The organism is Gordonia phthalatica, assembly GCF_001305675.1.
GTDB lineage: Bacteria > Actinomycetota > Actinomycetes > Mycobacteriales > Mycobacteriaceae > Gordonia > Gordonia phthalatica.
In genome coordinates this window covers 3,967,494-3,979,968 of the sequence record NZ_CP011853.1, presented here as the reverse complement: position 1 = coordinate 3,979,968, position 12,475 = coordinate 3,967,494, and the positions used below count along the sequence as shown (strand labels likewise).

13 protein-coding genes are annotated in these 12,475 nt (G+C 68.1%); 9 read left to right on the top strand and 4 right to left on the bottom strand.

Annotated features, from left to right (window positions below; all coding sequences use genetic code 11):
- The first annotated feature begins 95 nt into the window (after positions 1–95).
- Entirely contained in the window at positions 96–719 is a 624-nt protein-coding gene (locus tag ACH46_RS18730) for a SanA/YdcF family protein (RefSeq protein WP_062394265.1), read from the top strand.
- Between the two features lie 55 nt (positions 720–774).
- Positions 775–1,515 carry a hypothetical protein gene (locus ACH46_RS18725; protein WP_062394264.1) on the top strand — a complete coding sequence of 247 codons (741 nt, stop codon included), beginning with the start codon at positions 775–777 and terminating at the stop codon, positions 1,513–1,515.
- Here ACH46_RS18725 and ACH46_RS18720 read toward each other — a convergent pair.
- From ACH46_RS18720 to ACH46_RS18705, 4 genes are all read right to left on the bottom strand, one after another.
- Positions 1,503–1,730 carry a hexameric tyrosine-coordinated heme protein gene (locus tag ACH46_RS18720; protein WP_062394263.1) on the bottom strand — a complete coding sequence of 76 codons (228 nt, stop codon included), beginning with the start codon at positions 1,728–1,730 and terminating at the stop codon, positions 1,503–1,505. The two genes, ACH46_RS18725 and ACH46_RS18720, sit on opposite strands and share 13 nt — an antisense overlap.
- A 75-nt stretch (positions 1,731–1,805) precedes the next feature.
- Positions 1,806–3,008: an acyltransferase gene (locus ACH46_RS18715; protein ID WP_062394262.1), complete on the bottom strand. Its 1,203-nt coding sequence runs from the start codon at positions 3,006–3,008 to the stop codon at positions 1,806–1,808.
- A gap of 141 nt (positions 3,009–3,149) precedes the next feature.
- Positions 3,150–5,309 (bottom strand): acyltransferase family protein, encoded by a 2,160-nt coding sequence (locus ACH46_RS18710; RefSeq protein ID WP_062394261.1) that lies wholly within the window; start codon positions 5,307–5,309, stop codon positions 3,150–3,152.
- Positions 5,310–5,390: 81 nt separating this feature from the next.
- Positions 5,391–6,371, bottom strand: a complete 981-nt coding sequence (locus tag ACH46_RS18705) for an alpha/beta hydrolase family protein (RefSeq protein ID WP_062394260.1) — start codon at positions 6,369–6,371, stop codon at positions 5,391–5,393.
- 194 nt (positions 6,372–6,565) lie between these two features.
- On the opposite strand from ACH46_RS18705, the gene ACH46_RS18700 reads away from it, so the two are divergent.
- The 7 genes from ACH46_RS18700 to ACH46_RS18675 all read left to right on the top strand — a co-directional run bounded on the left by ACH46_RS18700 (position 6,566) and on the right by ACH46_RS18675 (position 12,473).
- The gene (locus ACH46_RS18700) at positions 6,566–7,690 is read left to right on the top strand and encodes an NDMA-dependent alcohol dehydrogenase (protein ID WP_062394259.1); all 1,125 of its coding nucleotides are present in this window, start codon (positions 6,566–6,568) and stop codon (positions 7,688–7,690) included.
- Between the two features lie 113 nt (positions 7,691–7,803).
- A complete protein-coding gene (locus tag ACH46_RS21370; RefSeq protein ID WP_062394258.1) occupies positions 7,804–8,214 on the top strand; it encodes a hypothetical protein in 411 nt (136 codons plus the stop codon).
- A gap of 54 nt (positions 8,215–8,268) precedes the next feature.
- Positions 8,269–8,874 carry a VOC family protein gene (locus tag ACH46_RS18690; RefSeq protein WP_062394257.1) on the top strand — a complete coding sequence of 202 codons (606 nt, stop codon included), beginning with the start codon at positions 8,269–8,271 and terminating at the stop codon, positions 8,872–8,874.
- Between the two features lie 82 nt (positions 8,875–8,956).
- Positions 8,957–9,097 (top strand): hypothetical protein, encoded by a 141-nt coding sequence (locus ACH46_RS21705; RefSeq protein ID WP_226995682.1) that lies wholly within the window; start codon positions 8,957–8,959, stop codon positions 9,095–9,097.
- A gap of 87 nt (positions 9,098–9,184) precedes the next feature.
- A complete protein-coding gene (locus ACH46_RS21700; protein WP_226995681.1) occupies positions 9,185–9,409 on the top strand; it encodes a hypothetical protein in 225 nt (74 codons plus the stop codon).
- A 79-nt stretch (positions 9,410–9,488) separates the two neighbouring features.
- Positions 9,489–11,837 (top strand): endopeptidase La, encoded by a 2,349-nt coding sequence (lon, locus tag ACH46_RS18680; RefSeq protein WP_062394256.1) that lies wholly within the window; start codon positions 9,489–9,491, stop codon positions 11,835–11,837.
- 141 nt (positions 11,838–11,978) lie between these two features.
- Entirely contained in the window at positions 11,979–12,473 is a 495-nt protein-coding gene (locus tag ACH46_RS18675; protein WP_062394255.1) for a hypothetical protein, read from the top strand.
- Positions 12,474–12,475: the final 2 nt, after the last annotated feature.

Below are 12,475 nucleotides of genomic sequence, written 5' to 3'. Positions count from 1 at the left end.
GTGGCACGCCGCATAACCGGTGTACGCGTGTGCATCGAATCGACGACAACCCGTCGGGGTGACGGCAGCGTGCGGCGGTCGACTAGGTTGGGTCGGTGACCCGTCGCTGGAACTCCTCTCACCTGCGCCTGGCGGCCCTGCTCGCGGTGATCGCGGTCGAGGTGATGGTCGCCGTCACCTCCACGTGGATGGTGGTGGCCGCGCGCGGGCGGGTGGTCGACGCCGCCGGGATTCCGGACGACGCTCCGCGGACGATGATCGTGCTCGGCGCCAAGGTGTCCGACGACGAGGTAGGCGTCTACCTGCGCGCCCGCCTGGACGTCGCCGTCGCGGCCTATCGGGTCGGCCGCGTCGACATGATCCTCGCGTCGGGCAACGACGGCGACGACGCCGGGAACGAGGTGCGCGTGATGCGCGCCTACCTGGAACAGCGCGGGGTCCCCGCGCATGCGATCGAAGACGACCGGCTGGGACTCAACACCAATGCCACCTGCCGCCGAGCGCGCACCCTGTACGACATCGAGTCGGCGACGATCGTCACCCAGAACTTTCATGTGGCCCGCGCGGTGACGCTGTGCCGTGCTTGGGGCATCGACGTGGTCGGCGTCGTCGCGCCGTGCGATCAGTGCTCGATCCTGAGCCTGGTGCGCAATCAGCTGCGCGAGGCACTCGCATCACGACCGCGCGCCGTGTTCGACGCGCTGCGCGCGGGTCGCTGACCTGATCGTCATTCGGTCGGCGGATGAGGCCTGCCGGCGAACGTAGCGTGGGGACATGCCTGACCATCCGCGTTCCGCGCACGCAGGGGCGAGCGCGGCCCGCATCGCGACGTCGCCGGTCCGTGTCCGTCTCACCGGCATCGCGACCGACCCGAATTCGCGCCTGACCGCGGCCCGGCGTGCGCTCGACGACGCCCGCCTGGATCCGCGCGGACTCGCCGCCGTCATCAATGTCGGCGACGCGTGGGAGTCCGCGGCCGCCGTGGTCGGACGATTGGGTCTCGGCGGGGCGCCCGACCTGCGGGTGCTCGACATGGTCGACGACGGCTGCGGGGTGCCGTCGTCGATCGCCGTCGGCGCATCGATCCTGGCGCAGTGGGGCGGTGCCGTGCTGTTGACCGTCGACGGCGGTGCGTTGGTGCTCGGCACCATGCCGATGCCCGCGACTCCCAGACCCGGTCCGGTGCGCGGCGGCGGTCGTCGGACGGCCGATGTGAAACTGACCGACGACGGTCCACGGACCGCGGTGGAGCAGGTGCTCTCAACGGTCGGCGACGGCGTCCCGATCGTCGCGGTGGTGCCGGGCGGAATCCGGCTCGCGCCGGGGCGTCGGTTCGCGAGCGTGTCGCTCGCGGCGACGGGTGCGACGCCGATCGAGGGGCTGCTTCAAGCGCGCGCGGAGGGGCTTTCCGAGGTGGTGCTGGTGACGGCGAACGAGCAGGGGCGTGCCGCCGCCGTGATGTGTGGTCTCGGCGGCGGCACGCGGGCCGACTCGGGGAGAGGTCAGCGCCAGTAGTTGTTCGCGGCGGCGACCGTCTGGAAGTTGGTCGCCACGACCTGCGAGCCTGCGATGAGAGCGTCTGCGTCTTCGGAGTACTCGGGGCGCAGCTTGTGCAGCACCTCGCCGTCGGGCTGGGTGTACTTGACGCCCCGGCGGCTGAGCGTGATGGCGAGCTCGAACCCGGCCTGCGGGGTGTCGGTGATGAGGCTGGTGAGCCAGGTGTCGGTCATGGGAGTCCCTCTCGGATCGCGATGCACCCGACTAGGCGGTATCGGGCATCTCGATGTTAACCGGAGAAGTCTGCTCTAAATCATCGGTCGCAACGGAAGTCGCGGTCGTCCCGTCAGGTAGAGGGACCCGGGCAGGCGTCGGAACACCTCGACGGCCGCTAGGGAGACGGCCACCGTCACCAGATAGACGGTCAGCGTCCCGAAGGGCTGCGGGATCGCCGCGACGATCCACTTCTGCCCGTCGGCGGTCTTCGGGTACAGCAGGGCGGTCAGCACCATCACGTGCACCAGGAACACCGCGAACGACCGGTTGGACGCGTACGACACCACCTTGGCCATGATCGGGGTGCTCTCCAGGTGATAGGTGGACCAGTGCAGGGCCATCGCGTACACGGAGACGACGGCGACGAGGATGAACGGCAGCAGCGTCAACTCGAACGGGCTGCCGGGGTCGTTGATCGGGGCGCCACTGAACAGCACCCGGTGCACGTAAGCGCCGATCGCCAGCATGCCGGTGCCGAGGAACAGCCAACCGATGAGCTCGCCGTGGCCGCGGAGGGCGCGACCCACCCGGTCGCGATGGTCGGCGGCCAGCGCGCCGAGAACGATCAGCAGCTGGTACGGGATCACCGTCGCGTACAGGTGGTTCCACAGTTCCTGCAGCGCGGCGGGCGGGGCCCAGTAGGAGATCAGGCTAAGCACCGTCACCTGCAAGCCGACGCTGACGGCGAGCACCAGCCCGTGATGGCCGCGCGTCGCCAGGATCAGCTTCCGCAGCAGCGGGAACAGGAGGTAGACCTGCAGCATCACGAGCAGGAAGTACAGGTGGTAGGCGGCGGTGCCCCACATGATGCGGTCGCCGAGCTCGTTCAGGCTGGTCGGGATGTCGGCGAGTCGCCCGCCCATCCACATCACCGTGACCACCCAGTACAGGAACGACCACACCAGGTACGGAAGGATCACCAGCTTCATCCGCCGCCGCCAGAACGACGTCGTGCGGAAGTCCGGGCGGTCCAGATACTGGTACATCAGGACGAAGCCGGTGAGTGCGAAGAAGATGTTGCGCGTCGAGTGCAGCAGCAGCGCCGTCGCGTTGGTCCCCATGCTGGAGAACTCGGCGGTGGTCGACGTCAGCACGTGCATGAAGATGACGAGCGCGAACGTCGTCGTGCGGATCAGGTCCACGTGGTGCAGGTACGGCCGTTTGAGCGGGGCCGACGGGGCGGGGCGGACGATGCCGGTGGTCACCGGGGAGAGTGCGACCGTGGACGACGACATCGAGACCTCATGCGAATAGCGGATAGCGGTTGCGACGCCGTCTGTGTAGGCGCCGACAGCCGATCACGCTAACAGTCGTCTCTGTGCATCGCCTGTGCATCGGCGGTGTGGAACCGGTGCGAGACGGACATCACCGGCGGCTCACCACCAGCCGCTGGCCTTCCCGAGATCGGCGTCCAGGAACGGGACCAGGCTCCGCATGAACGCGGTGGTCACATGGTGGAAGTCGTGCCACACCAGGATGTTGCCGACCACCGCCGGACAGTAGGTCTCGTTGCAGAACCCGTTGCTGTAGTCCAGGAAAGTCATGTTCGGGAAGTCGGGCTTCAGCTCGTCCGCGGGGTTCTCGGGCGCGAGCGCACGGTCACGTGCCACACCGCACACGCGCGGCAGCTTGCCCGCTGCAATGCAGTCCGGCGGCGACTGGGGGCCGTGCGTCCACGGAGTGTCGCGAACCGCGATCACCTTCTGTCCGCGGTCGCGGAACTCCTTGAAGAAGTCGATGTAGCCCTTCGGAACCAGGTCGCCGTTGCCCTCCTGCGCGGGGCGGGTGGCCGTCGTGAAGATGAAGTCGGGCTTGTCGACGGCCAACTTGTCGACCACGCGGCGCGACCAGTCGGTGCACTCGGTGAGGGTGCGGCCGTCGATCTTGACCTCGGCCTCGGTCGAGAGCGCGCAGCCCGCCTTCATGTACGTCGTGACTCGGAAGCCGCGCTTTCGGCCGATCTGGTCGACAGCGGTCATCCAGTGCTCGGAGTGCGAACCGCCGACCACCGCGATGGTCCGCGTGGCCTTGACGTCGCCGTAGGCGCCGACCTTGATCGCCGGGTCGCCGAAGTTCGAGAAGTGGGGTCCGTGGCTCAGCGGCCAGTCGTCGGAGGCCGCCTCGGGCGACGGCGCCACCGGCACCGCGGGAGTCGGGGCGTCGCGGAGGAGTTCGGCCGCCCCCGGGTACTGGCGGGCGTCCAGGTTGGTCGTGTCGACGATCAACTGGCTCTGCCGGTGCTGCCAGTAGGCTGCGCTTCCGAGCCCGAAGACCGTGGCGGCGATGAGCAGCACGGTGAGGATCCGGCGGTAGCGCTGGGAGAAGCCGTCGCCGCGCCCCGCACGCAGCGGGGTCTCGATGAACTTGGTCATCAGCCAGGCCAAGAGGACGGAGATCAGCAGGATCGCCGTGCCTTCGGCGAACGACGCGTCGTCCTGTTCTCGCCACATCAGATAGAAGATGAGGAGGGGCCAGTGGATCAGGTACAGCGAGTAGGCGATGGAGCCGAGCCACACGATCCACGGGTGGGCCAGCACGCGGCCGGCCTGGCTGAGGTCGTTGCCGGGGACGGGGCGCGGCGCGGTGGCCGACGAGCCGATCCAGATCAGCAGGAGGGTGGAGCCCGCGGGCACCAGGGCCAGCATGGCCGGATACTCGGCGACGCCCTCGATCCAGATGCCGGACGACGCGATCATGCCGACCGCGAACACGGTCAGGAGGTTGCGGATCCAGTTCGCCAATCTCAGCGTCGGCATCCAGATCGCCAGCAGTCCGCCGGACATCGGCTCCCAGACCCGGGCGATCGTGTCGTAGTAGTTGAACGGCTGGTTGATGCCCTGGCGGTAGTTGGCCCAGGCGAACGAGACCAGAGTGACGATCAGGAGGGTGACGCCGACGATCGCGCGGATCACGTTGTATCGGGTCAGGATCTCCCAGCGACCGCCGGCCCACTTGAGCAGACCGCCCAGCGCGAGGGCGGTGAGCAGGGTCAGAAGGAAGAACTGGCCCTGCATCGACATGGACCACAGGTGCTGCATCGGGCTGATCGCCGAGTTGGCCGCGCCGTAGTCCTGGGAGAGGAAGGCCAGGTGATAGTTCTGGTAGTAGAAGGCCGACGCCAGGATCTCTTTGCCGAGCGGACCCCAGCGGGTGCTCGGCATCAGCCACCAGATGCCTGCCGCGATGAATGCGAGCAGCAGGAACATCGCCGGAATCAATCGGCGGAGCAGTCGACTCAGACGCGGCCATGGATCGATCGCGATCCGCCATGAGACCTCGGCGGGCTGGGATTTCACGACGTGCTTGAGCAGTGAGGCGACGAAGAAGTAGCCGGACAGGGTCAAGAAGACGTCGACGCCGCCCGAGACCCGGCCGAACCACACGTGGAAGACTGCGACGAGGAAGATCGCGATGCCGCGGATGCCGTCGAGGTCGAGTCGATAGCCCGAGGACTTGCCGGCCGCCGCATCTTCGTTGTGGCGGGACCGCGGAGCGATCACGGACGGGGCGTCGGCCTCGTTTCCAGCAAACTTCACATGCCGGATGCTACTGGGCCGGGCGCGTCGAAAGCCATTCGCGCGGTCCGGTGGAGTGTCGTCTCAAAAGGGTGGCGATCGTCACTTCGCGGCGTCGACGATCGTCCGGATCAGATCCCGATAAGCCGTGGATCCGGACCGGAACATTGAGGTGTGCGTCTGCCCGGGGAGCAGGTTCAGCCGGGCGTGTCCGCCGTGCGTCAGGTAGTCGACGACGAAGCGAATCGAGTCGCGAGGGGAGACCACATGGTCGGCGGTCCCGTGCAGCACCACGAAGTCGGGGCCGACCGCGTCGTTCCGATGGTCGATGAGCGTCAGCGGATCCACCAGGCGGTAGTGGGCGGCGACCCGTGACGGTGTTCCCTGCAGGACCCGCACCACGCGGCTGTCGCCGTGGGTGGCCGACCACGTCATGTCGAGGGGCCCGGAGATGCTGACGACGCGGCGCGGGATCCAGCGGGGAGCACCCAGCCCGGGCCCAGGTGCGGCCGCGGTCCGCAGTCCCGCCCACGCGGCGAGTTGTGCGCCGGCGCTGTGACCGACGAGGACCGACGTCGCGAGGTCGATCTGCGGGTAGTTCGCCGCCACGGTCGGCAGATCGTCGAGGGCGTTCCCGACATCGGTGAAGGTGGTCGGCCAGCCGCCGCCGGTGCCGACCCTCCGGTACTCGACGTTGTAGACGGCGATGCCGCGGGCTGTGAGGTCGTGTGCCAGGCGGTCGAAGCTCTGCGCTGTGACCCCGCGCGCCCACGACCCGCCGTGCACCAGCGCGACCAGCGGGATGGCGCTGCGGTGCGTGTAGTCGGCGGGCAGGAAGAGGTCTGCATAGTTCTGGTTCGGATCGGCGTCGTGCGCCGGGTAGTGGATCCGACGGACGACGTCGCCGTTCACCGATCGGTCGTGATGGGCGGCCGGGACCACCATCGCGGTGTGCGACGAGTGCGCGGCCGGATGCGAACCAGGGGTCACGGTTCCCCACACCAGGACCACTGCGCACGCGAGTGCGACCAGGACGGTCGAGAGCGTCGCGGTCAGGAGCGGGTGCGGGCGTGTCAGTGTCATCGATGTCGATTCTGGGCCGTGCACCCTGTCGGTTCCCTTAACGAAAAGCGTTGCTTCGGTGAGAGTGTGGCTACAGGCGGACGCCGATCCGCGGCCATCCTGGCGAACTGCGACGAAGGCGATGGAATCGCGTCACTATGGGTGACGGGGCCGCTGTGACGGACCCCACTCAGTCGAGAGAAAGTGTTGTCGCGATGAAGACGAAGGCCGCAATCCTGCACGGAGTGAACGAAGAGTGGAAGGTCGAGGAGGTGGAGCTCGGCGACCCCGTCGCCGGTGAGGTCCAGGTCCGGCTGGCCAGCTCGGGACTGTGCCACTCCGATCATCATCTGCGGACCGGGCAGAGTCCTGCGCCGATGCCGGTGGTCGGCGGTCACGAGGGTGCCGGAACCGTCGTCAAGGTGGGGCCCGGCGTGACCCGCTTCGCCGAGGGCGACCACGTCGTCACCGCCTTCATTCCGGCGTGCGGCGTCTGTGGTCCGTGTTCGCGCGGTGCGCAGAACATCTGCGACGAGGGCGCCGGACTGCTGACCGGCTTGTCGATCTCCGACAAGACGCACCGCGTCACCCAGGGCGACGTCGGGCTGACTCAGATGTGCCTGCTCGGCACCTTCTCCCCGTACATCACCGTCAACCAGGCGTCGCTGGTGAAGATCGAGGACGACATCCCGCTGCAGAACGCGGCGCTCCTCGGCTGCGGCATCGCGACCGGATGGGGATCGGTCACCGAGATCGGCGGCACCAGAGTCGGCGACACGGTGGTCGTGGTCGGCATCGGCGGCGTCGGCATCAACGCGGTTCAGGGTGCCAAGGCCGCGGGCGCGCGGCATGTCGTCGCCGTCGACCCGGTCAAGTTCAAGCGCGACATGGCCGAGAAGCTCGGCGCCACCCACACCTTCGAGAACATGGAGGCCGCGGTCGGCCCGGTCGGCGAGATGACATGGGGCACCATGGCCGATGTCGTCGTCCTCACCATCGGCGAGATGAAGGGCGAGTACATCGCGCCGGCCATGGCGCTCACCGGAAAGGGCGGTACGGCGGTCGTCGTCGGCATGGGCGACTACGCGGCGATGGACGTCAAGCTCAACCTGTTCGAGATGACCTTGTTCCAGAAGCGGTTGCAGGGCGCGATCTTCGGCGGCGCCGGTCCGCGTACGCAGGTGCCGAAACTCCTCAACGAGTACCGCACCGGTGCTCTCAACCTCGCCGACCTCGTCACCCAGACGTACCGACTGGAGGACATCAACAAGGCCTACGACGACATGCTCGAGGGCAACAACATTCGCGGCATGATCGTGTTCGACGAGACCGACTGGTAGACCGTTCGGCGCGCGGCCTCGTGGCTGGGCCGCGCGCCGTCGACCGTCGTCGATCTCGGATGCGAGTCGTGTGTTCGGATGAATGCGGCCGTCGGTCCGCTACCGTCCAAGGCATGAAGACTCTCCGCGTGATTCCGTTGGCCCTCGGCATCGCGGCCTCCGCCGCGATGATCGCCGGATGCGGGGCGGACGGCACCGCGGTCAAGGATCCCGCCGCCACGGTCGCGGCCACCACCACGACCGCCTCGTCGACGGAGACCACCACGACGAGTGCTCCCACTGATTCGCCGACCGCGACCACCCCGCCGGTCGACGCGCCCGCGAACTCGTTGACGATGTCGTGCGCCGAGTACCTCACGCTCGACGAAGCCACCCAGACGGCGGTCGCGACCGTGATCATCGCCGGCGGTCGTACCAAGATCCACCCGAATAACAAGGGTCTCGCCGCCACCCTCGCCAAGACCCTGTGCACGGTCGACGGCTCCAAGACGGTCAACGAGACGCTCGGTGGTCCGCCCGCCTGACATCGAGCAGTTTTCGAGAAGCGTTGCCGCTGCGGCGCTTCTAGCGTTGAACGCATGACGAACATCAACACGCTCACCCTGCAGGTCGACGACATCTCCGCCGCCGAGTCCTTCTACACCGCGTTCGGCATCGCCGACCGGCTCCGCTTCGAACAGTCCGACGCGTCGACGTCCGGCTTCCGCGGCTTCGTGATCTCCCTCGTGGTCGCCGACCCGGCAGTCGTCGACTCCTTCATCGAACCGGCGGTCGCCGCCGGCGCCCGCGTGGTGAAGCCTGCCAAGAAGTCGTTCTGGGGTTACGGCGGCGTCCTCGAAGCACCGGACGGCACACTCTGGAAGATCGCGGCGTCGTCCAAGAAGGTCACCGGCGCGCCGCTGGGCGTCATCGACTCGATGGTCCTGCTGATCGGTGCCGACGACATCGTCGCGACCAAGGAGTTCTACGTCGACCGGGGGCTGTCGGTCGCGAAGACCTACGGGCGCAAATACGTCGAGTTCGACGCCGCAGGCGGCGTGACCCTCGCCCTCTACGGTCGCAAGGCTGCGGCCAAGGACGCCGGCGTGCCCCCGGAGGGAAGCGGCTCGCACCGCCTCGTGGTCGACGCGACCGTCGGCGGCTTCGCGGACCCGGACGGCTTCGAGTGGCGGGTCGCGAGCTGACAGACCTTGCGCGATGTCGTCGGAGGCGCGCACACTGAAAGTAGTTCAACAACTGTTGAAATAGACTTTCGGGAGGAATCCGATGGCTCAGACGCTGCCCGTGCAGGGCATGGTGAATCGAGTGGTGCGGACGGTGCTCAAGGCGCCGGGACTGCGATCGCTGGCCGGGAGACGGCTGGTCACCATCGAGGTGATCGGGCGGAAGACCGGGAGACGATTCTAGGTCCCGGTTGCCTACACCCGCGACGGCGACGACCTCCTCGTCGGAACTCCGTTTCCATGGGGCCGGAACCTTCGAACCGGCGAGCCGGTGACCGTCCTGCTTCAGGGAGTGCGACGCGCCGCCGACGTCGTGGTCTACTCCGAGCGCGAGGACGTCGTCGCCCTCTATCGGCAGATCTGCCGGGAGAATCGGCAGTTCGCCACGTTAAACGAAGTGCGACTCGACGATCGCGGCGAGCCCGACCCGTCCGACCTCGAGCAGGCCTGGCAGGACGGTGCCCGCGTGTTCCGGCTGACGCCGCGGCCGGCCTGATCGCCGAGGGCGAACACGGACGCGGAATGAATGAACAACACCCCGGGTTGAGTCCATCAGACTGAACTTTGGAGGTGTCATGTCTGACAACATTTCCGTCCCCGTCCTGTTCGTCCCGGACCTCGTGGTCCTGCCCGGCATGGTCGTACCCGTGCCGCTAGACGACGCCGGTCAAGCCGCGGTCGATGCCGCGCGCGCCGGTGAAGACGGCAAGATCCTGATCGCCCCGCGGCTCGACGACCGCTACCCGACGCACGGCGTCATCGCCTCGATCGTCCAGGTCGGACGCATGCAGGGGCGCGACGGCTATGTCGCGGTGGTCCGCGGCGAACAGCGTGCGCACATCGGCACCGGAACGTCCGGGCCGGGCGCCGCGCTGTGGGTGGAGGTCGACCTCGTCGATGAGAAGGAGCCCACCGACACCACGCGTGAGCTGGCCACCGAGTACCGCAAGGTGGTCCTCGCGATGCTGCAGCGCCGCGAGGCGTGGCAGGTCATCGACGCCGTCAACCGGCTCACCGACCCCGCAGCGCTCGCCGACACGTCCGGCTACTCGTCGTGGATCAGCGACGAGCAGAAGCGGCAGCTGCTCGAGACACCCGACGTCGACGAACGACTGCGGCTGCTGATCGAGTGGACCGGCGAGCATCTGGCCGAGACCGAGGTCAGCGACAAGATCGCATCCGACGTCCGCGACGGCATGGAGAAGACGCAGAAGGAGTTCCTCCTGCGCCAGCAGCTCAACGCCATCCGCAAGGAGCTCGGCGAGGACGAACCGGACGGTGCCGACGACTACCGCGGCCGCGTGGAGTCCGCCGACCTGCCCGACAACGTGCGAGAGGCCGCGCTGCGCGAGGTCGGGAAGCTGGAGCGCGCCTCCGACCAGAGCCCGGAGACCGGGTGGATCCGCACCTGGCTCGACACCGTCCTGGACCTGCCGTGGTCGGTGACCACCGACGACTCCACCGACCTGGCGGGCGCCCGCGAGATCCTCGACGCCGACCACCACGGTCTGGACGACGTCAAGGACCGGATCGTCGAATACCTGGCGGTCCGCGCGCGGCGCGCCGAACGCGGCCTGTCCGTGGTCGGCGGTCGCGGATCGGGTGCCGTCATGGTCCTCGCCGGTCCTCCCGGAGTCGGCAAGACGTCGCTCGGCGAGTCGGTCGCGCGGGCGCTCGGTCGCAAGTTCGTGCGCGTCGCCCTCGGCGGCGTCCGCGACGAGGCCGAGATCCGCGGTCACCGTCGCACCTACGTCGGCGCACTGCCCGGCCGGATCGTCCGCGCCATCGGCGAGGCAGGATCGATGAACCCCGTCGTCCTGCTCGACGAGATCGACAAGGTGGGCTCCGACTACCGCGGCGACCCGTCGGCCGCCCTCCTCGAGGTCCTGGACCCGGCGCAGAACCACACCTTCCGCGACCACTACCTGGACCTGGACCTGGACCTGTCGGACGTCGTGTTCCTCGCCACCGCGAACGTGGTCGAGAACATCCCGTCCGCACTGCTGGACCGGATGGAGCTCGTCACCATCGACGGCTACACCGAGGACGACAAGGTGGCGATCGCCCGCGACTACCTGGTCCCGCGCCAGTTGGAGCGTGCCGCGCTGACCTCGGAGGAGGTGGCGATCACCGAGGACGCACTCCGCGAGATCGCCGCGAACTACACCCGTGAACCGGGTGTCCGGCAGTTCGAGCGGATGCTCGCGAAGGTTGCGCGCAAGGTGGCGGTGAAGGTGTCCGACTCGAACGAGCCCGTCAGCGTCGGTGCAGCGTCGCTCGTCGACTACATCGGCCGGCCGCGCTTCACCCCGGAGACCGCAGAACGCACCGAGGTGCCCGGAGTCGCGACCGGACTCGCGGTGACCGGCATGGGCGGCGACGTGCTCTTCATCGAAGCGCTCGGAGTATCGGGGTCGGGTGGCGCGAGTGACGGTCCGTCGGGGCCGCAGCTCAAGCTCACCGGCCAGTTGGGTGACGTGATGAAGGAGTCGGCGCAGATCGCTCTCAGCTACGTGCAGGCGCACGTCGCGGAGTTCGGGATCGATCCGGCGGCGCTGAACGGCACGGTGCACATCCACTTCCCGGCGGGCGCGGTGCCGAAGGACGGTCCGTCCGCGGGCGTCACGATGGTCACCGCCCTCGTGTCGATGCTGACCGGACGACGCGTCCGCAGCGAGGTCGGCATGACCGGCGAGGTGACGTTGAACGGTCGGGTCCTGCCGATCGGCGGCGTCAAGCAGAAACTGCTCGCTGCACAGCGGAACGGTCTGACGACGGTCTTCATCCCGCAGCGCAACGAGCCCGACCTGGACGACGTCCCGGCGGAGGTTCTGGAGGCGCTCGAAGTGAAGCCGATGACCGATGTCGCCGACATCGTCGCGCAGGCACTCGAGCCCGCGCAGGCGACCACCGCCGTGGCCTGATGCAGTGAATTCGTCTCCCGGGCCGGCCTTCTCGGCCGGTCCGGGAGTCGTCATCTCTCTGACCGACAGCGGTGCTGAGGGCCGGTAGCGTCCGAGGCGAGCGATCCCGGAGAGCCCGGATCCGCAGCCCGAGAGGAACAGATGAACCAGCCGTACGCCCCGAACGGATTCCCGAACGCGACCGTCGCACCCGCTGCCGAATCAGAGCGAAGCGGCTTCGAAGGATTCTCGATCGCCGCGATCGGCGTCCTCCTCGGCGCCGCGGTGTCGATCGCCTCCTACTTCCTCACCTGGTACTACGTGACCGAGGATCCGGACGCCAAGGTCGACGGCCTCACGCGCGTCACGAACTCTGCCGATTACGAGGTGGAGTTCTCGGGGTCGCGGATCCACTGGTTGGTCCTCTGTGCGGCGGTGGTCCTCGGTGGTGTCGCCATCTGGCGTCTGATCGGCAAGTACCAGGCCAACCTGGTGCGCCCGACGCTGATCATCTCCGCACTCTCCGTTGCCGCGGGTGCCGCCGGTGTCTTCCTCGTCAACGACGGCTTCAGCGCAGGCACCGGCGCGTACCTCGCACTCGTCGGGGCCGTCATCATGGCGGCCTCCGGAGCAGTGATGGCACTCGCGAAGAAGTAGAC

What these genes read in the sequence shown, in the direction of transcription:
- ACH46_RS18725 (WP_062394264.1), top strand. Translation starts at nt 775, where the DNA reads ATGCCTGACCATCCGCGTTCCGCGCACGCAGGGGCGAGCGCGGCCCGC.
- ACH46_RS18720 (WP_062394263.1), bottom strand. Translation starts at nt 1,730, where the DNA reads ATGACCGACACCTGGCTCACCAGCCTCATCACCGACACCCCGCAGGCC.
- ACH46_RS18715 (WP_062394262.1), bottom strand. Translation starts at nt 3,008, where the DNA reads ATGTCGTCGTCCACGGTCGCACTCTCCCCGGTGACCACCGGCATCGTC.
- ACH46_RS18705 (WP_062394260.1), bottom strand. Translation starts at nt 6,371, where the DNA reads ATGACACTGACACGCCCGCACCCGCTCCTGACCGCGACGCTCTCGACC.
- ACH46_RS18700 (WP_062394259.1), top strand. Translation starts at nt 6,566, where the DNA reads ATGAAGACGAAGGCCGCAATCCTGCACGGAGTGAACGAAGAGTGGAAG.
- ACH46_RS21370 (WP_062394258.1), top strand. Translation starts at nt 7,804, where the DNA reads ATGAAGACTCTCCGCGTGATTCCGTTGGCCCTCGGCATCGCGGCCTCC.
- ACH46_RS18690 (WP_062394257.1), top strand. Translation starts at nt 8,269, where the DNA reads ATGACGAACATCAACACGCTCACCCTGCAGGTCGACGACATCTCCGCC.
- ACH46_RS21705 (WP_226995682.1), top strand. Translation starts at nt 8,957, where the DNA reads ATGGCTCAGACGCTGCCCGTGCAGGGCATGGTGAATCGAGTGGTGCGG.
- lon (WP_062394256.1), top strand. Translation starts at nt 9,489, where the DNA reads ATGTCTGACAACATTTCCGTCCCCGTCCTGTTCGTCCCGGACCTCGTG.
- ACH46_RS18675 (WP_062394255.1), top strand. Translation starts at nt 11,979, where the DNA reads ATGAACCAGCCGTACGCCCCGAACGGATTCCCGAACGCGACCGTCGCA.